At 72.7% G+C, this 17,808-nt stretch carries 15 protein-coding genes; 11 read left to right on the top strand and 4 right to left on the bottom strand.

Annotated elements, in window-relative coordinates; all coding sequences use genetic code 11:
* Position 1 precedes the first annotated feature (1 nt).
* The 6 genes from pdhA (KBY32_RS15850) to KBY32_RS15875 all read left to right on the top strand — a co-directional run bounded on the left by pdhA (KBY32_RS15850) (position 2) and on the right by KBY32_RS15875 (position 7,045).
* Positions 2-1,147: a pyruvate dehydrogenase (acetyl-transferring) E1 component subunit alpha gene (pdhA, locus tag KBY32_RS15850; RefSeq protein ID WP_055621098.1), complete on the top strand. Its 1,146-nt coding sequence runs from the start codon at positions 2-4 to the stop codon at positions 1,145-1,147.
* On the top strand, positions 1,144-2,148 hold the full coding sequence (locus KBY32_RS15855; protein ID WP_210980486.1) for an alpha-ketoacid dehydrogenase subunit beta: 1,005 nt from the start codon (positions 1,144-1,146) through the stop codon (positions 2,146-2,148). The genes pdhA (KBY32_RS15850) and KBY32_RS15855 overlap by 4 nt, the downstream gene beginning before the upstream one ends.
* Positions 2,148-3,539: a dihydrolipoamide acetyltransferase family protein gene (locus tag KBY32_RS15860; RefSeq protein WP_210980487.1), complete on the top strand. Its 1,392-nt coding sequence runs from the start codon at positions 2,148-2,150 to the stop codon at positions 3,537-3,539. The genes KBY32_RS15855 and KBY32_RS15860 overlap by 1 nt, the downstream gene beginning before the upstream one ends.
* A 67-nt stretch (positions 3,540-3,606) precedes the next feature.
* Complete coding sequence (locus tag KBY32_RS15865) at positions 3,607-4,572, top strand: NTP transferase domain-containing protein (RefSeq protein WP_308293740.1); 966 nt, start codon at positions 3,607-3,609, stop codon at positions 4,570-4,572.
* Positions 4,569-5,951 carry a molybdopterin molybdotransferase MoeA gene (locus tag KBY32_RS15870; protein WP_210980489.1) on the top strand — a complete coding sequence of 461 codons (1,383 nt, stop codon included), beginning with the start codon at positions 4,569-4,571 and terminating at the stop codon, positions 5,949-5,951. The genes KBY32_RS15865 and KBY32_RS15870 overlap by 4 nt, the downstream gene beginning before the upstream one ends.
* Entirely contained in the window at positions 5,939-7,045 is a 1,107-nt protein-coding gene (locus tag KBY32_RS15875) for a TrkA family potassium uptake protein (RefSeq protein ID WP_079033569.1), read from the top strand. The genes KBY32_RS15870 and KBY32_RS15875 overlap by 13 nt, the downstream gene beginning before the upstream one ends.
* A gap of 14 nt (positions 7,046-7,059) precedes the next feature.
* Here KBY32_RS15875 and KBY32_RS15880 read toward each other — a convergent pair whose 3' ends face one another.
* Both KBY32_RS15880 and KBY32_RS15885 read right to left on the bottom strand, forming a co-directional pair.
* Positions 7,060-7,908 carry an ABC transporter permease gene (locus KBY32_RS15880; RefSeq protein ID WP_055621104.1) on the bottom strand — a complete coding sequence of 283 codons (849 nt, stop codon included), beginning with the start codon at positions 7,906-7,908 and terminating at the stop codon, positions 7,060-7,062.
* On the bottom strand, positions 7,905-8,912 hold the full coding sequence (locus KBY32_RS15885) for an ATP-binding cassette domain-containing protein (RefSeq protein ID WP_055621105.1): 1,008 nt from the start codon (positions 8,910-8,912) through the stop codon (positions 7,905-7,907). Before KBY32_RS15885 ends, KBY32_RS15880 begins: the two co-directional genes overlap by 4 nt.
* A 170-nt stretch (positions 8,913-9,082) precedes the next feature.
* On the opposite strand from KBY32_RS15885, the gene KBY32_RS15890 reads away from it, so the two are divergent.
* Positions 9,083-10,063 carry an NAD(P)H-quinone oxidoreductase gene (locus KBY32_RS15890; RefSeq protein WP_210980490.1) on the top strand — a complete coding sequence of 327 codons (981 nt, stop codon included), beginning with the start codon at positions 9,083-9,085 and terminating at the stop codon, positions 10,061-10,063.
* Here the strand turns inward: KBY32_RS15890 and KBY32_RS15895 are convergent, their stop codons facing one another.
* Complete coding sequence (locus KBY32_RS15895; RefSeq protein WP_210980491.1) at positions 10,064-10,786, bottom strand: hypothetical protein; 723 nt, start codon at positions 10,784-10,786, stop codon at positions 10,064-10,066.
* 224 nt (positions 10,787-11,010) lie between these two features.
* On the opposite strand from KBY32_RS15895, the gene KBY32_RS15900 reads away from it, so the two are divergent.
* Positions 11,011-11,550, top strand: coding sequence for a bacterial proteasome activator family protein (locus tag KBY32_RS15900; RefSeq protein WP_055621108.1), 540 nt, complete (start codon positions 11,011-11,013; stop codon positions 11,548-11,550).
* A gap of 67 nt (positions 11,551-11,617) precedes the next feature.
* On the opposite strand, the gene KBY32_RS15905 is transcribed toward KBY32_RS15900, so the two are convergent.
* Positions 11,618-13,273 (bottom strand): protein kinase, encoded by a 1,656-nt coding sequence (locus KBY32_RS15905; protein WP_210980492.1) that lies wholly within the window; start codon positions 13,271-13,273, stop codon positions 11,618-11,620.
* A 351-nt stretch (positions 13,274-13,624) separates the two neighbouring features.
* Here KBY32_RS15905 and KBY32_RS15910 point away from each other — a divergent pair, with 351 nt between their 5' ends.
* The 3 genes from KBY32_RS15910 to KBY32_RS15920 all read left to right on the top strand — a co-directional run bounded on the left by KBY32_RS15910 (position 13,625) and on the right by KBY32_RS15920 (position 17,807).
* Entirely contained in the window at positions 13,625-15,181 is a 1,557-nt protein-coding gene (locus KBY32_RS15910; protein ID WP_210980493.1) for a protein kinase, read from the top strand.
* Between the two features lie 465 nt (positions 15,182-15,646).
* Positions 15,647-16,825: a pyruvate dehydrogenase (acetyl-transferring) E1 component subunit alpha gene (pdhA, locus tag KBY32_RS15915; protein WP_055621111.1), complete on the top strand. Its 1,179-nt coding sequence runs from the start codon at positions 15,647-15,649 to the stop codon at positions 16,823-16,825.
* A 1-nt stretch (position 16,826) separates the two neighbouring features.
* Complete coding sequence (locus tag KBY32_RS15920) at positions 16,827-17,807, top strand: alpha-ketoacid dehydrogenase subunit beta (protein ID WP_055621112.1); 981 nt, start codon at positions 16,827-16,829, stop codon at positions 17,805-17,807.
* Position 17,808 lies beyond the last annotated feature (1 nt).

The following is a 17,808-nucleotide window of genomic DNA, read 5'->3' on the forward strand; positions in this document are numbered from 1 at the left end:
CATGACGGTCATGGAGCAGCGAGGCGCGTACCGGCCATCGCCGCCGCCCGCCTGGCAGCCCCGCACGGACCCCGCGCCCCTGCTGCCCGACGCGGAGCCGTACCGCGTTCTCGGCACCGAGGCCGCCGCGAAGGCCGACCCGGATCTGCTGCGCCGGCTGTACGCCGAGCTGGTGCGCGGCCGCCGGTACAACGCGCAGGCGACCGCGCTCACCAAGCAGGGCCGTCTCGCGGTCTACCCGTCCAGCACCGGCCAGGAGGCCTGCGAGGTCGCCGCCGCGCTGGCCCTCGAGGAGCGCGACTGGCTCTTCCCGAGCTACCGCGACACCCTCGCGGCCGTCGCCCGCGGTGTGGACCCCGTCGAGGCGCTGACGCTGCTCCGCGGCGACTGGCACACCGGCTACGACCCCTACGAGCACCGCGTGGCGCCCCTGTCCACGCCGCTCGCCACCCAGCTCCCGCATGCCGTCGGGCTCGCGCACGCCGCCCGCATCAAGGGCGACGACGTGGTCGCGCTCGCCATGGTCGGCGACGGCGGCACCAGCGAGGGCGACTTCCACGAGGCGCTGAACTTCGCGGCCGTCTGGCAGGCCCCGGTCGTCTTCCTCGTGCAGAACAACGGCTTCGCGATCTCCGTCCCGCTCGCCAAGCAGACCGCGGCCCCGTCGCTGGCCCACAAGGCCGTCGGCTACGGGATGCCCGGCCGCCTGGTCGACGGCAACGACGCGGCCGCCGTGCACGAGGTGCTCGGCGAGGCCGTGCGGCGCGCCCGCGAGGGCGGCGGACCCACGCTGATCGAGGCGGTCACCTACCGCATCGACGCGCACACCAACGCCGACGACGCCACCCGTTACCGCGGCGACGCCGAGGTGGAGGCCTGGCGCGACCACGACCCGATCGCCCTCCTGGACCGCGAGCTGACCGCGCGCGGCCTGCTCGACGAGGCCGGCCGGGAGGCCGCCCGGGACGCAGCCGAGGCCATGGCCGCCGACCTGCGCGAGCGCATGAACCAGGACGCGGCACTCGACCCGGCGGACCTGTTCGCCCACGTCTACGCCGAGCCCACGCCGCAACTGCGCGAGCAGGAGGCCCAGTTGCGGGCCGAGCTCGACGCCGAGCACGACACCCACGGGGGTGCGCACCGATGACCACCGTCGCCGTCAAGCCGGCCACCATGGCACAGGCCCTCACGCGCGCGATGCGCGACGCCATGGCCGCCGACCCGTCCGTGCACGTCATGGGCGAGGACGTCGGCACTCTCGGCGGTGTCTTCCGCGTCACCGACGGACTCGCCAAGGAGTTCGGCGAGGACCGCTGCACCGACACCCCGCTGGCCGAGGCGGGCATCCTCGGCACCGCGGTCGGCATGGCCATGTACGGCCTGCGCCCGGTCGTGGAGATGCAGTTCGACGCGTTCGCCTACCCGGCGTTCGAGCAGCTCGTCTCGCACGTGGCGAAGATGCGCAACCGCACCCGCGGCAGGATGCCGCTCCCGATCACCATCCGCGTGCCCTACGGTGGCGGCATCGGCGGCGTCGAGCACCACAGCGACTCCTCCGAGGCGTACTACATGGCGACTCCGGGGCTCCATGTCGTCACGCCCGCGACCGTCGCCGACGCCTACGGCCTGCTGCGCGCCTCCATCGCCTCCGACGACCCGGTCGTCTTCCTGGAGCCCAAGCGGCTCTACTGGTCGAAGGCCGACTGGAACCCGGAGGAGCCGCAGTCCGTCGAACCGATCGGCCGCGCGGTGGTGCGGCGCTCCGGCCGGAGCGCCACGCTCATCACGTACGGACCGTCCGTGCCCGTCTGTCTCGAGGCCGCCGAGGCGGCGCGCGAGGAGGGCTGGGACCTGGAGGTCGTCGACCTGCGCTCACTGGTGCCGTTCGACGACGAGACGGTCGCCGCCTCGGTGCGGCGGACGGGACGCGCGGTCGTCGTGCACGAGTCGGGCGGGTTCGGCGGCCCGGGCGGGGAGATCGCGGCCCGGGTCACGGAGCGCTGCTTCCACCATCTGGAGGCGCCGGTGCTGCGAGTGGCCGGGTTCGACATCCCCTACCCGCCGCCGATGCTGGAGCGGCACCATCTGCCCGGCGTGGACCGCATCCTGGACGCCGTCGGGCGTCTGCAGTGGGAGGCCGAGAGCTGATGGCACAGGTGCTGGAGTTCAAGCTCCCCGACCTCGGTGAGGGGCTCACCGAGGCGGAGATCGTGCGCTGGCTGGTCGAGGTCGGTGACGTCGTCGCGATCGACCAGCCGGTCGTCGAGGTCGAGACGGCCAAGGCGATGGTCGAGGTGCCCTGCCCCTACGGCGGTGTCGTCACCGCCCGCTTCGGTGAGGAGGGCACCGAACTGCCCGTCGGGGCACCGCTGCTGACGGTCGCCGTCGGCGCGCCGTCCCCCGACGCCTCCGGCGAGGACTCCGAGGGCTCGGGCAACGTCCTGGTGGGCTACGGCACCTCCGAGGCGCCCGCACGCCGCCGCCGCGTACGCCCGGCCGCGCCGAACGCCGGCACGAACGGCGCCCCGCGCGCGGGCGCCCCGCACGCCGAGCGGGTGGCGCGGCCCGTCGGCACCGCCGCCGGCCACGGCACCGAAGCACCGCCCGCCGCCGAGCCGGTCCACCAGGACGGCCCGGTGCCCGTGATCTCTCCGCTCGTGCGCCGTCTCGCCCGGGAGAACGGCCTGGACCTGCGGGAGCTGCACGGCTCCGGACCGGACGGGCTGATCCTGCGCGCCGACGTCGAGTACGCCCTGCGGGCCGCCGAGACCCGCCGCACCGCACAGCCGACGGCCCCCGCTCCGGCGCCCGCTCCCGCGCAGAGCCCCATCCGCTCCTCCGCGCCCGCCGCCGGTATCCGTGTGCCCCTCAAGGGCGTGCGCGGCGCCGTCGCCGACAAGCTCTCCCGCAGCCGGCGCGAGATCCCGGACGCGACCTGCTGGGTGGACGCCGACGCCACGGAGCTGATGCGCGCGCGCACCGCGATGAACGCCGCGGGCGGGCCGAAGATCTCCCTGCTCGCCCTGCTGGCCCGGATCTGCACGGCCGCCCTCGCCCGGTTCCCCGAGCTGAACTCCACGGTCGACATGGAGGCCAGGGAGGTCGTCCAGCTGGAGCAGGTGCACCTCGGCTTCGCCGCGCAGACCGAGCGGGGCCTCGTCGTCCCGGTCGTCCGGGACGCCCACGCACGGGACGCGGAGTCGCTGACCGCCGAGTTCGCCCGGCTCACCGAGTCGGCCCGCGCCGGCACCCTCACCCCGGCCGAACTGACCGGCGGCACCTTCACGCTGAACAACTACGGCGTGTTCGGCGTCGACGGCTCCACCCCGATCATCAACCACCCGGAAGCCGCGATGCTCGGCGTCGGCCGCATCATCCCCAAGCCGTGGGTGCACGAAGGGGAGCTGGCGGTCCGCCAGGTCGTCGAGCTCGCGCTCACCTTCGACCACCGGGTCTGCGACGGCGGTACGGCGGGCGGCTTCCTGCGCCATGTGGCGGACTGCGTCGAGAACCCGGCGGTGCTCCTGCGCACCCTGTGACGTAGCCGTCGCGACGGGCGGCCCCCCGCGCGTTCCCTGTGATCGCGGAGGCACGCATACTCGGGGGGTGACCGCGTACGAGCCCACGCCCCCGCCGGGCGCTCCCCCCGCCGCGTACGACGCCGTCGTGCTCGCCGGCGGGGCGGCCCGGCGGCTGGGCGGCGTGGACAAGCCCGGGCTGCGCGTGGGCGGCCGGGCCCTGCTCGACCGGGTCCTCGGCGCCTGCGCCGACGCGCGCGCGACCGTCGTCGTCGCCGGCCCGCGCCCCACCGCCCGGCCGGTGCGCTGGGCGCGGGAGGACCCGCCCGGCGGCGGCCCGCTCGCCGCCCTCGACGCCGGGCTCCGGCACACCACCGCGGAGACGGTCGTCGTCCTCTCCGCCGATCTGCCGTTCCTCCACGAGGCCACGGTGCACACTCTGCTGGCGACCCTGGGGGCCGCCCCGGACGCGGCGGGCGCGCTGCTCACCGACGCCGACGGCCGCGACCAGCCGCTCGTCGCCGCCTACCGCGCCGCCGCCCTGCGCAGCGAACTGGCCGCGCTCACCGAGGAGCACGGCGCTCTCACCGGTCTCCCCCTGCGCCGGCTGACCGGCGCCCTCGACCTCACCCGCGTCCCGGATCCCGTCGCGTCCTTCGACTGCGACACCTGGGACGACCTCGCCACCGCCAGGGCACGCATCAGGGAGCATGGGCACGTGTTGGATGAATGGATTTCCGCAGCCAAGGACGAACTGGGCATCGACCTCGACGTCGACATCAAGGTTCTGCTGGACCTGGCCCGGGACGCGGCCCACGGCGTCGCGCGGCCCGCGGCTCCCCTGACCACCTTCCTCGTCGGCTACGCGGCGGGCCGGGCCCGCGGCTACGCGGCGGGCCGGGCCCAGGGAGGCCCCGAAGCCGTCGCCGAGGCGTCCCGCAAGGCCGCCGCCCTCGCCCAGCGCTGGGCCGACGAGGCCGCGGCCGCCCAGGCCGACGCGGCTCCCGACGCCACCCGCGACGCCACCCCCGGCACCCGTCCGGACGCCGGATGACCCCCGGCGGCACGCGTGCCGGTGAGGACGCCGAGGACCTCGACATCGAGGAGGTGCTCGCCCTGGTGAACGACGGCCACGGCCACACCCCGCCCACACACGGCGACTCCGCGCCCGCGCCCGCCCCGCGCCCCCAGAGCTCCGGGGGGCACGGCAAGGACGGCGGCCACCGGGCCACCCGCTGGCCCGACGCCCGCGAGATCGCCGCCCAGGCGGCCCGCGCCGCCGTGAAGGCCGCACGCCGCGCCCCCGTCTCGGTGCCGCTGGACGCCGCCCTGGGCCTGACCCTCGCCGCCCCGCTCACCGCCCTGACGGACCTCCCCTCCTTCGACACCTCCGCGATGGACGGCTGGGCGATCGCCGGTCCCGGCCCCTGGGCGGTCCGGGAGGAGGGCGTCCTCGCCGGGCACGCCGACGCCGCCGCGCTGACCGACGGTGAGGCCGTCCGGATCGCGACCGGCGCCCGGATCCCGCCGGACACCACCGCCGTGCTGCGCTCCGAGCACGGGCACACCGACGCCAAGGGCCGGCTGCACGCCGACCGGGACATCGAGCCCGGCCAGGACATCCGCCCGCGCGGCCAGGAGTGCCGAACCGGCGACCATCTGCTCGCGACCGGCACCATCGTGACCCCGGCCGTGCTCGGCCTGGCCGCCGCTGCCGGGTACGACACCCTCACCGCCGTGCCCCGCCCCCGGGTGGAAGTCCTCGTCCTCGGCGACGAGTTGCTCACCGAGGGGCTCCCCCACGACGGACTGATCCGGGACGCCCTCGGGCCGATGCTGCCGCCCTGGCTGCGCGCCCTCGGCGCCGAGATCGTCGCCGTGCGCCGGCTCGGCGACTCCGCCAAGGCCCTGCAGAAGGCGCTCGGCACCTCGTCCGCCGACCTCGTCGTCACCACGGGCGGCACCGCCGCCGGACCTGTCGACCATGTGCACCCCACACTGGACCGCATGGGCGCCGAGCTGCTGGTGGACGGTGTCGCGGTGCGCCCCGGCCACCCCATGCTGCTGGCCCGCCTCAAGGAGGACCAGCACCTGGTCGGCCTGCCCGGCAACCCCCTGGCCGCCGTCTCGGGGCTGCTCACGCTCGCCGAGCCGCTGCTGCGCACGCTCGCGGCACGCCCCGCGCCGGAGTCCTACACGCTCCCGCTGAAGGAAGCGGTGCACGGGCACCCGTACGACACCCGGCTGGTGCCGGTGGTCCTGCGCGGTGACCACGCGGTGCCGCTGCACTACCACGGGCCGGCCATGCTGCGGGGCATGGCGGCGGCCGACGCCCTGGCCGTCGTACCGCCCGGCGGTGCCCGCGCCGGTCAGGAGACCGCACTGCTGGATCTGCCCTGGGCGGCTGCCGGTATCGAGGTGTGTTTCACGTGAAACTTCCGGGTCAGGACGCGATCGCCCGTCAGGCGGACGAGCGGATCGAGACCTATCGGGTCACGCTCCCGAAGAAGATCGTGGAGCACCCCTTCCGGCAGGTCGCCAAGCGGGTGTCGCTGGCCCTCGCCCTGCTGGTGCTCACGGCGCTGATCGTCTACGCCGACCACGGGGGATACAACGACAGCTCCGACGGCTCGGTCGACCTTCTCGACGCCTTCTACTACTCGACCGTCACGCTGTCGACCACCGGGTACGGGGACATCACCCCGGTCAGCGACGCTGCCCGGTTCACGAATATCTTCGTCATCACGCCCATGCGGGTGCTCTTCCTGATCATCCTGGTCGGCACCACGCTCGAGGTCCTGACCGAACGGACCCGCGAGGAATGGCGCCTGAACCGCTGGAGGTCCACCTTGCGTGACCACACCGTCGTCGTCGGCTTCGGCACCAAGGGCCGTTCGGCGATCCAGACCGTCTGTGCGACCGGACTGAGCAAGAACCAGGTCGTCGTGGTCGATCCCAGCTCCAAGGTGATCGAGGCGGCCGTCGCCGAGGGCTACGCCGGGGTCACCGGGGACGCGACACGCAGCGAGGTCCTGAAGCGGGCCGAGGTGCACAAGGCGCGGAAGATCATCATCGCGACCCAGCGTGACGACACGGCCGTGCTGGTGACCCTCACGGCCCGCCAGCTCAACCGGGGAGCCAAGATCGTGGCCGCGGTCCGAGAGGAGGAGAACGCGCCGCTGCTGAAGCAGTCCGGGGCGGACGCCGTCATCACCAGCGCCAGCGCGGCCGGACGGCTGCTCGGTCTGTCCGTGCTCAGCCCGGCGGCCGGCATGGTGCTGGAGGACCTGATCCACCAGGGCACCGGACTCGACATCGTCGAACGGCCGGTCATAAAGGCCGAGGTGGGCAAGAAGCCCCGGGAGCTGGACGACCTGGTGATCAGCGTCCTGCGCGGGCACAGGGTGCTCGGCTACGACGACCCGGCCGTCGGCACCCTGGAGCTGACGGACCGGCTCATCACCATCGTGCGGATGACGCCGGGCGCACATGTGGCACCCGACGCCCGGCCGCTGCCCCAGGACTGACGCCCCGCCCGGTTCTACTTGCGGTTGTACAGCCGCATCGTGATCGGCCCGAAGACCAGCACGAACAGGCACGTCCACCCGAGCGACCAGGCGATGTCGGCCGCCGGCCAGTCGCCCGCCATCAGCCCGCGCACCGCCGAGGCGAGATGCGTGATCGGGCTGTTGTTGACGAACGCCTGGAGCCAACCCGGCATGGTCTTCGGGTCGACGAAGACGTTGGACAGGAAGGTCAGCGGGAAGATCACCATCATGCTGACGCCCATCACCGACTTCTCGGAGCGCAGCATCAGCCCGAACATCGTCCAGATCCACGAGAAGGCGAAGGAGAAGGCGACCAGCAGCGCGATGCCCGCGACCACGCCGCCCACCCCGCCGTCCGGACGGAAACCGAGGATCATGCCGACGGTGAGCATCACGACGGACGCGATCGTGTAGCGCAGGGCGTCGCCCAGCAGATAGCCGACCATCGTCGACGGACGCCAGATGGGCAGCGTCCGGAACCGGTCGAAGACGCCCTTCTCGATGTCGGTGTTCACCGAGACACCGGTGTACATGGTGATCATCACGACCGACATCACCAGGATGCCCGGCAGCAGGAACTGGATGTACGCCGTCGGGGACCCGGCCAGGGCGCCTCCGAACAGATACGTGTACATCAGCACCAGCATGATCGGGAACGCGGTCACGTCGAAGAGCTGCTCCGGCACATGCTTGATCTTCAGGATGGCCCGCCAACCGAACGTCATCGACGCCGACCAGGCGCTGGGCCGCGGCGGACGCTCCTTGGCGATCAGCAGCGCGGCGAGCGACTCGGTGCTGACGGGGGCGAGTTCGCCGCTCTCGGTCTGTGTCACGGTGCTCATGCCGCCACCTCGTCCTGGTCGCCGTCGGTCTCGTGGGTGTCGTGGCCGGTCAGGGCGAGGAACACCTCGTCCAGGCTGGGCTGGCCCAGCGAGAAGTTGTCGACGGTGATGCCGCCGCGGGCCAGCTCGGCGAGCGCGCGGCCGGCCTGTTCCGCCGCGCCCTGCCCGTTGCCGGCGCCGCCGACGCGGGCGGTGAGGGCCACGGGGTCGGGCTCCGCCTGCACCTCGGCGTCGAGGGCCAGCCGCAGGATGTCCGCGGCCTGCGGACGCTGGGCCGGGTCCCGCAGCCGCAGATGGACGGTGCCGGCGCCGACGGACGCCTTCAGCTCGCCCTTGGTGCCCTCCGCGATCACCCGGCCGCGGTCGATGACGGCGATCCGGGAGGCCAGCTGGTCGGCCTCGTCCAGATACTGCGTGGTCAGCAGCACGGTGGTGCCCTGGTCGACGACCGCGCGGACGATGTCCCAGACCTGGTTGCGGCTGCGCGGGTCGAGGCCGGTCGTCGGCTCGTCGAGGAAGAGCAGGTCGGGGGTGTTGAGGATGGACGCGGCGATGTCGATCCGGCGGCGCATCCCGCCCGAGTAGTTCTTGACCTGCTTGCCCGCCGCGTCCGTCAGCCCGAAGGCCTCCAGCAGTTGGGCGGCGCGCTCGCGTGCGGCCGGCTTGCGGTGGCCGAGGAGGCGGGCCAGCAGGACGAGGTTCTCCGTGCCGGTCAGGTCCTCGTCGACCGAGGCGTACTGGCCGGTGAGGCTGACCCGGCCGCGGACCGCGTCGGCCTCGCGGACCACGTCGTGGCCGAACACATGGGCCTCGCCGCCGTCCGGGCGCAGCAGGGTGGCGAGCATCTTCACCGTGGTCGTCTTGCCGGCGCCGTTCGGGCCCAGGACGCCGTAGACCGTGCCGGCCGGAACCGCGAGGTCCACGCCGTCGACGGCCCGTGTCTCACCGAACGTCTTCACCAGGCCCGCGGTCTCGATGGCGAGACCGGTCGTCTGCGTGCTCATGCTTCGTGGTCCTTCCGGGGGGTCCTTCCGCGTTTTTGGGTCACGCATGGGGAGACTTTTACGGTCTCGCAAACTCATCGGTGACGCACAGGATTTTCGGCGGGACGCGCCTCGGCGCACGGGCGGGCGGACGCTGACCCGGGCGGGGGCCGGGGAGTAGCGTCCGGGGCATGCATGCGATCACGATTGCGGAACCCGGTGGGCCCGAGGCCCTGGTGTGGCAGGAGGTCCCGGACCCGGTGGCGGGCGAGGGCGAAGTGCTGGTCGAGGTGGTGGCGGGTGCCGTCAACCGCGCCGACCTGCTGCAGCGGCAGGGCTTCTACGACCCGCCGCCCGGCTCGTCCCCGTACCCCGGCCTCGAGTGCTCCGGCCGGATCGCCGAGGTGGGGCCCGGTGTCTCCGGCTGGGCCGTCGGCGACGAGGTCTGCGCCCTCCTCGCGGGCGGCGGCTACGCCGAGAAGGTGGCCGTGCCGGCCGGGCAGCTGCTGCCGGTCCCGGAGGGCGTGACCCTGACCCGGGCCGCCGCGCTGCCCGAGGTGGTGTGCACGGTCTGGTCGAACGTCTTCATGATCGCCCATCTGCGTCCGGGCGAGACGCTGCTGATCCACGGCGGATCCAGCGGTATCGGCACCATGGCGATCCAGCTCGCCAAGGCGGTCGGCGCGAAGGTCGCGGTCACCGCGGGCAGCAAGGAGAAGCTGGACCGATGCGCCGAACTGGGCGCCGACATCCTGATCAACTACCGCGAGCAGGACTTCGTCGAGGAGATCAAGGAGGCCACCGGCGGTGCCGGGGCCGACGTGATCCTCGACATCATGGGCGCGAAGTACCTCGACCGGAACGTCCGGGCCCTCGCCGCCAACGGCCGCCTCGCGATCATCGGGCTGCAGGGCGGGGTGAAGGGCGAGCTCAACCTGGGCGCCCTGCTGGCCAAGCGCGCCGCGATCAGCGCGACCTCGCTGCGGTCCCGCCCGCTGGAGGAGAAGGCGGCGATCGTCGCGGCCGTCCGCGAGCACGTCTGGCCGCTGGTGAAGGCCGGTCACGTCCGTCCGGTCGTGGACCGCGAGATCCCGATGAACGACGCCGCCGAGGCGCACCGGGTGGTCGAGGAGAGCGGACACGTCGGCAAGGTGCTGCTGGTGGTGCCGTAGTCAGCCGCGGCGCAGGCGCAGTCCGACGAAGGCCAGGCCCAGGCCGAGCCCGATGAGCACCAGGCCGGTGCCGAGGGGCAGGACCTGCAGGACGGGCTGCGCCCGCTGACCGGTGCCGGCGCCTCCCGCGTCGTCCGCCGCAGTGCCGGACGGCTGCGCGGTGGCGTCGGCGGCCGGGTCCTGGTCGACGGGGGCGGTGTCCTCCTCGGCCGGTGCCGTGGCGTCCCGGTCGCCCGCCGGGCGCACCGTCGCCTCCGACTCCTCCGGCGGCGCCTTCGGGCGTCCGGGCCGCTCGCGGCCCTCACCGGCGCGGCTGCCGGCCCGGGACGGTTCGCCGGACGGCTTGGTCCGGCCGCCGGGCCCGTGCGCGCTGGCGCTGGGCGACGGCTCCCGCCGCCCGGAGTGCCAGGTCTCTCGGACCTCCCCCTCGTCCCGGGCTTCCCGGGCCTCCTCGCGCCCGCGGTGCTCGTGACGGTCGCCGCGGCGCGCGGGCGTGGTGGACGGCGCCCCGGTGGGGTCCCGTCCCTCGGCTCCCTCGGCGGACGGCCGAGACAACCCGGTGCCGGGCCGGTGCGGCCCCTCCGACCTGCCGTCGGACGGGTCCGCCGTGGCACTCCGCATATCGGCAGTGAGGCCCTGTCCGGCGGCGTAGGCCGGGCCGGAGCCGGCCGCTCCCGTGACCAGCCCGACGACCAGCACACCCAGCAGCCCGGTCGTGCGCATGACCCCCATCGCTCCCACTGCCTTCACCACCCAAGAGTCCGCGGCACCCCGAGCCAGAACCCACCCTTCAGGGGACAAGCCTCACAGGACCCGGCGCACCCGGCATTCCGGGCGCCGCCACCCGGCCGACCCGCCCCGCGGAAAGTCCTGTGGCGGAAACGGTGGATCACCCCGCACAGGGGGCACCCCGATGATGAGCTGTACCCGTGCGAGAGAATGGCGGCATGGAGATGCCGAGGAACGACAGGCAACCCGAGAACCCTCAGATCCTGGTCGTGGGCCAGGACGGGATGGCGCTCGGTGGCGGCGGCGGAGACGACGACTCCCGCGAGGTCCCGGTGACGGAGCAGGTGGAGCAGCCCGCGAAGGTCATGCGCATCGGCAGCATGATCAAGCAGCTGCTCGAAGAGGTGCGCGCCGCTCCCCTCGACGAGGCGAGCCGGGCCCGGCTGAAGGAGATCCACGCCAGTTCGGTGAAGGAGCTGGAGGACGGCCTCGCCCCCGAGCTCGTCGAGGAGCTGGAGCGGCTGTCCCTGCCGTTCACGGACGAGGGGACGCCGTCCGACGCGGAACTGCGCATCGCGCAGGCCCAGTTGGTCGGCTGGCTGGAGGGCCTCTTCCACGGCATCCAGACCACCCTGTTCGCCCAGCAGATGGCGGCGCGCGCCCAGCTGGAGCAGATGCGCCGCGCCCTCCCGCCGGGTGTCGGCGGCGACGACGGCGACCACCCGCAGGCCGGCCGGACGGGCGGCCCGTACCTGTAGGGCGTCCTGGATCAGAGACGACGAGGGCCCGGCGGCCGATGCCGCCGGGCCCTTCTCCGTGGGTCCGTCACTCCGGATTGCCGGTGGACACCGTGAACGTCATCACCGGGGGGTTGTCCGGGTCGAAGTCCTGGCGGACCTTGGGGTCCTGCTCCATGACGGTGCCCTGGCCGTACGTGTTCTCGTTCTTGTCGACCTTCTCGTACTTCCAGCCGGCGGCCTTCAGGCACTTCTCGACCGACGGCCAGTACCGGAAGGTCAGGTCCGGCATCGTCACCTTGTCGGGGTCGAGGTAGGCCTCGCGCGGCTCGGTGCACTCGCTCGTCTCGACGGTCCGTGAGGTGTCGCCCTGCCGCCAGCCGGGCTCCTTGGCGATCTCGGTCGCCGCGGTCGAACCGCCGCCCCCGCCGCCCTTGCCCTCCTCGCCGTCGCCACCCTTCAGCGACAGCGCCAGGACCAGACCGCCCACGGCGAGCAGGGACACGACGATCGAGCCGATGATCACCGGCCGGTTGCTCTTCGCGCCGCCCGATCCGCCCTGACCCTGCCCCTGGGGCGCGATCGTGTACGGCGGAGGCGTCGCGTGGCCGGGCTGGCCGCCGTAGGAGGCGGGTGCCGGCGTCGCGAAGCCGGACTGCTGCGGATAGCCGTACGCCGGGGACGGCCCGGACGGCGGCGGGGTGCCGGGGGCGCCGTACGGGGACGGGGTGGGGCCCGGCTGGTACGGCGTCTGGACGGGGCCCGTGCTCGGCGGGGTCTGCCCGACCGGCGGGAACACCGAGGCGCCGACGCCCTGGCCGCTCTGCGTGTGCGCGCCCGGCACGATGCTCGGCGGCGCCGCCTGGAAGGACTGAGCGATGCGCAGGCACTCGTCGCGCATGGCCTCGGCGCTGGGGAAGCGTTCGTTCGGGTTCTTCTTCAGCGCGCGGGCCACCAGCGCGTCCACCGCCGGCGGCAGCGAGCGGTTGATGGAGGACGGGGCGACCGGCTCCTCCTGCACATGCGCGTACGCGATGGCCAGCGGCGAGTCCGCGTCGAACGGCAGCCGCCCGGTGACGAGCTGGAACAGCATGATGCCGACCGAGTACAGATCGGAGCGGGCGTCCACGCCCCGGCCGAGGGCCTGCTCCGGCGAGAGGTACTGCGGGGTGCCGACGACCATGCCGGTCTGCGTCATCGACGTCACCCCGGACTGCATGGCGCGCGCGATGCCGAAGTCCATGACCTTGACCACGCCGCGCTTGTTCAGCATGACGTTGCCCGGCTTGATGTCGCGGTGGACCAGGCCCATCTCGTGGCTGATCTCCAGCGCGGCGAGCACGTCCGCGGTGACCTTCAGCGCCTGGTCGGCGGGCATCGCGCCGGACTGCCGCACGGCCTCGTCGAAGACGGAGCTGAGCGGACGGCCCTCGATGTACTCCATGACGATGTACGGCGTCGTCATGCCGTCCATCTCGTCCTCGCCGGTGTCGAAGACGGAGACGATGTTGGTGTGCGTGAGCTTGGCCACTGCCTGGGCCTCGCGGCGGAACCGCTCACGGAAGGCCGGCTCGCGGCCCAGCTCGGTGTGCAGCGTCTTGACCGCGACCTGGCGGTCGAGCACGGAGTCGTAGGCGAGGTGGACGGAGGCCATGCCGCCCTGGCCGAGCAGGTCGCGCAACTGGTAGCGGCCACCGGCCAGCGACCGTCCCGCGTGCGCGTTCTGTGCGCCGTCCTGGCTCATGTTCTGCGTCCCCCGTGCCCCTTGGGCGCCTGCGGCTGCCGGGATCCGATGATCCCGCTTGATCCAATGTGCTATTCCCGGCCAAGTCTGCCGCACGGCACCGACAGGTCAAGCGAGGTGCCCGTTCCGTGACCGTACGCGAAGGCAGCGTCGCCCAAGCGTTACAGGGGCCGTACCGTCGGTGCACACAATTTGCACGTGGGGGCCGGGTGAAGGTTTCATGACCGGTCCGTCTTCGTCGGACCGGGGCGGCCGTCCCGGACCGGCGCCTTGCGATGAGGCTGTAGCGTGGCCCGACGGAGACCGTAACAACACCGCGCGCACCGCGGGCAGAAACGACGGCGAGGACCGATGGCACAGCAGCAGCGCGCTCAGGGCCCGTCCGACCCCGAGGCGGCTGGCGGCGGTATGTCAGACGCGCCGGAGATGTGGGGTAACGGCGGGCTTGTCGGGGACGGCCGTTATCGGCTGACCCGCAGACTCGGCCGGGGCGGCATGGCCGAGGTGTTCGCCGCCGAGGACGTGCGCCTGGGCCGCACCGTGGCGGTCAAGCTGCTGCGCTCCGACCTCGCCGAGGACCCGGTGTCCAAGGCCCGCTTCACACGCGAGGCCCAGTCCGTGGCCGGCCTCAACCACCACGCGATCGTCGCCGTGTACGACTCCGGCGAGGACGTCGTCGGCGGCCACTCCGTGCCGTACATCGTCATGGAGATCGTCGAGGGCCGCACCATCCGCGACCTCCTCATCAACGCCGAGGCACCCGGCCCGGAGCAGGCGCTCATCATCGTCTCCGGCGTCCTGGAGGCGCTCGCCTACTCGCACCAGCACGGCATCGTGCACCGCGACATCAAGCCGGCCAACGTCATCATCACCGACAACGGCGCCGTGAAGGTGATGGACTTCGGCATCGCGCGCGCCCTGCACGGCGCGCAGTCGACGATGACCCAGACCGGCATGGTCATGGGCACCCCGCAGTACCTGTCGCCCGAGCAGGCGCTCGGCAAGGCCGTCGACCACCGCTCCGACCTGTACGCGACCGGCTGTCTGCTGTACGAACTCCTCGCGCTGCGCCCGCCGTTCACCGGCGAGACCCCGCTGTCGGTGGTCTACCAGCACGTCCAGGACATCCCGACGCCGCCGTCCGAGGCGTCCGACGCCGCGCCGCCGGAGCTCGACGGCCTCGTCATGCGCTCGCTCGCCAAGGAGCCGGACGACCGGTTCCAGACGGCCGAGGAGATGCGCGGCCTCGTCCAGTACGCCCTGCAGATGCTGTACGACCAGGGCGGCCACACCGGCACCTGGAACACCGGCCCGGTGACGATGCACGAGGGCCGGCACACCCCGGCCGGCGGCTTCGCGCACACGGCCGTCATGGGGCACCCGGGAGACCCGGCCTCCGGTACGACGCAGATCCCGCAGCCGATCCTGCCCGGCGGTTACGGCGGCGGGGACGACGGCGGCTTCGAGGGGCACGGCAACCGGGGCAGCGGCCGCGGCAAGCTGTGGATCCTCGCCGTCCTCGCGGTGATCGCGATCGCGGCCGGTGTCGCGCTCGCCGTCAACAACGGCAAGGGCGGCGGCAGCGACAACACGCCGACCAAGCCCACGGCGACGCAGAGCGAGGACCGGGACAAGCCGTCCGAGCAGCCGACCGACGAGGTCACCGAGGACGACTCCGGCGAGTACGAGGACGGCGGCACGGACACGGGCTCCGACCCGGACTGGTCGCCGACCCAGGACCAGACGCAGCAGCCCACGGAGAAGCCCACCCAGGAGCCGACCCAGGACCCGACGACGCAGGAGCCGACGGAGGACCCGACCGAGGAGCCGACCGAGGAGCCCACGGAGGACCCGACGGTGGACCCGACGGTGCCGACGACCCCTCCGGTGGGCACGAACGGCGGCTGATCCGCACCCCTCCACCCCCACGCGCGCGTGCGCCCCGAACGGGCTCACGCGCGCTTCTCTTACCCCCGGTACACCCCTGAGCTGCGCTTTGTCACACCACGTGACCGCCGGGCACGGACCGTGACACGACGACCCTTCCCGTGACCTGGCTCACCGATATAACGTGCCGTTGTTCCGGCCCCCTGCAAGGCTGTGACCAGGACTGTTCCCGACTTTCGCGATTTACTTGGATTTCCAAGCAAAATCGCAGGTCAGGAGGGGTTTCACAGAAATGTGGAGCACTGGGTAACGTGCCTTTTGCAGGGCGCTCGCCGGGGCACCTGTCACGCCTGTCCCCAACGAGCCGCACCCACCCCGTGCGTCCGAGGGCCGCAGGTGAGCCGCGCCCCCACGTTCCCACCGCGGAACTGGGGGTAACCCCAGCACCCGGCGAACCCGGGTAGCCGGACCGACGGAGGAGCACACGTGACCGTGGAGAGCACTGCCGCGCGAAAGCCGCGACGCAGCGCCGGTACCAAGAGCACGGCCGGCAAGACCACATCCGCGAGGAAGACGGCGAGCACCGAACCGGAGCTCGTCCAGCTGCTGACGCCCGAGGGCAAGCGCGTCAAGAACGCCGAGTTCGACAAGTACGTCGCCGGCATCACCCCCGAAGAGCTCCGCGGCCTCTACCGCGACATGGTGCTCACCCGCCGCTTCGACGCCGAGGCCACCGCCCTGCAGCGCCAGGGCGAGCTGGGCCTGTGGGCCTCGCTGCTCGGCCAGGAGGCCGCCCAGATCGGCTCCGGCCGCGCCACCCGCGAGGACGACTACGTCTTCCCGACGTACCGCGAGCACGGCGTCGCCTGGTGCCGGGGCGTCGACCCGACCAATCTGCTCGGCATGTTCCGCGGCGTGAACAACGGCGGCTGGGACCCGAACAGCAACAACTTCCAGCTGTACACGATCGTCATCGGCTCCCAGACGCTGCACGCCACCGGCTACGCGATGGGCATCGCCAAGGACGGCGCGGACAGCGCGGTCATCGCCTACTTCGGCGACGGCGCCTCCAGCCAGGGCGACGTGGCCGAGTCCTTCACGTTCTCCGCGGTCTACAACGCCCCCGTGGTGTTCTTCTGCCAGAACAACCAGTGGGCGATCTCCGAGCCCACCGAGAAGCAGACCCGCGTGCCGCTCTACCAGCGCGCGCAGGGCTACGGCTTCCCCGGCGTCCGCGTCGACGGCAACGACGTCCTCGCCTGCCTCGCCGTGACGAAGTGGGCGCTGGAGCGCGCCCGCAGCGGCGAGGGCCCGACGCTCGTCGAGGCGTTCACGTACCGCATGGGCGCCCACACCACCTCCGACGACCCGACCCGCTACCGCGGGGACGAGGAGCGCCAGTCCTGGGAGGCGAAGGACCCGATCCTGCGCCTGCGCGCATACCTGGAGTCCGCAAACCACGCGGACGAGGGATTCTTCGCGGAACTGGAGACCGAGAGCGAGGCGTTGGGCAAACGAGTGCGCGAGGCGGTCCGCGCCATGCCGGACCCGGACCACTTCGCCATCTTCGAGAACGCGTACGCGGACGGGCACGCGCTCGTCGACGAGGAGCGCGCCCAGTTCGCCGCCTACCAGGCGTCGTTCGCGGACGTAGAGGGAGCCTGAGATGGCAGCGGAAAAGATGGCTCTGGCCAAGGCGATCAACGAATCGCTGCGCCGCGCCCTGGAGACGGACCCGAAGGTCCTCGTGATGGGTGAGGACGTCGGCAAGCTCGGCGGTGTCTTCCGGGTGACCGACGGCCTGCAGAAGGACTTCGGCGAGAGCCGGGTCATCGACACCCCGCTCGCCGAGTCGGGCATCGTGGGCACCGCGATCGGCCTCGCGCTGCGCGGCTACCGCCCGGTGGTCGAGATCCAGTTCGACGGCTTCGTCTTCCCCGCGTACGACCAGATCGTCACGCAGCTCGCGAAGATGCACGCCCGCTCGCTCGGCAAGGTCAAGCTCCCCGTCGTCGTGCGCATCCCCTACGGCGGCGGCATCGGCGCGGTCGAGCACCACTCGGAGTCGCCCGAGGCGCTGTTCGCGCATGTGGCCGGTCTGAAGATCGTCTCCCCGTCGAACGCGTCCGACGCGTACTGGATGATGCAGCAGGCCATCCAGAGCGACGACCCGGTGATCTTCTTCGAGCCCAAGCGCCGCTACTGGGACAAGGGCGAGGTCCTCACCGACGCCATCCCCGGCCCGCTGCACAAGGCGAAGGTGGTCCGTGAGGGCCGCGACCTGACCCTGGCCGCCTACGGCCCGATGGTGAAGACGTGTCTGGAGGTCGCCGCGGCGGCCGCCGAGGAGGGCCGCGACCTGGAGGTCCTGGACCTGCGCTCGGTCTCCCCGCTCGACTTCGACTCCATCCAGACCTCGGTGGAGAAGACCCGCCGGCTGGTCGTGGTCCACGAGGCCCCGGTGTTCTTCGGTTCGGGCGCGGAGATCGCCGCCCGGATCACCGAGCGCTGCTTCTACCACCTGGAGGCCCCGGTGCTCCGGGTCGGCGGCTATCACGCCCCGTACCCGCCGGCGCGCCTGGAGGAGGAGTACCTGCCGGGCCTGGACCGGGTGCTCGACGCCGTCGACCGTGCCCTGGCGTACTGAG

Origin of the sequence: Streptomyces sp. RK62, from assembly GCF_018070255.1 — a bacterium.
GTDB lineage: Bacteria > Actinomycetota > Actinomycetes > Streptomycetales > Streptomycetaceae > Streptomyces > Streptomyces nigra.

Excerpts from the sequence above, each read along its gene's own strand:
- pdhA (WP_055621098.1), top strand. The coding sequence starts at position 2 with ATGACGGTCATGGAGCAGCGAGGCGCGTACCGGCCATCGCCGCCGCCC.
- KBY32_RS15855 (WP_210980486.1), top strand. The coding sequence starts at position 1,144 with ATGACCACCGTCGCCGTCAAGCCGGCCACCATGGCACAGGCCCTCACG.
- KBY32_RS15860 (WP_210980487.1), top strand. The coding sequence starts at position 2,148 with ATGGCACAGGTGCTGGAGTTCAAGCTCCCCGACCTCGGTGAGGGGCTC.
- KBY32_RS15870 (WP_210980489.1), top strand. The coding sequence starts at position 4,569 with ATGACCCCCGGCGGCACGCGTGCCGGTGAGGACGCCGAGGACCTCGAC.
- KBY32_RS15880 (WP_055621104.1), bottom strand. The coding sequence starts at position 7,908 with ATGAGCACCGTGACACAGACCGAGAGCGGCGAACTCGCCCCCGTCAGC.
- KBY32_RS15885 (WP_055621105.1), bottom strand. The coding sequence starts at position 8,912 with ATGAGCACGCAGACGACCGGTCTCGCCATCGAGACCGCGGGCCTGGTG.
- KBY32_RS15890 (WP_210980490.1), top strand. The coding sequence starts at position 9,083 with ATGCATGCGATCACGATTGCGGAACCCGGTGGGCCCGAGGCCCTGGTG.
- KBY32_RS15895 (WP_210980491.1), bottom strand. The coding sequence starts at position 10,786 with ATGCGCACGACCGGGCTGCTGGGTGTGCTGGTCGTCGGGCTGGTCACG.
- KBY32_RS15900 (WP_055621108.1), top strand. The coding sequence starts at position 11,011 with ATGGAGATGCCGAGGAACGACAGGCAACCCGAGAACCCTCAGATCCTG.
- KBY32_RS15905 (WP_210980492.1), bottom strand. The coding sequence starts at position 13,273 with ATGAGCCAGGACGGCGCACAGAACGCGCACGCGGGACGGTCGCTGGCC.
- KBY32_RS15910 (WP_210980493.1), top strand. The coding sequence starts at position 13,625 with ATGGCACAGCAGCAGCGCGCTCAGGGCCCGTCCGACCCCGAGGCGGCT.
- KBY32_RS15920 (WP_055621112.1), top strand. The coding sequence starts at position 16,827 with ATGGCAGCGGAAAAGATGGCTCTGGCCAAGGCGATCAACGAATCGCTG.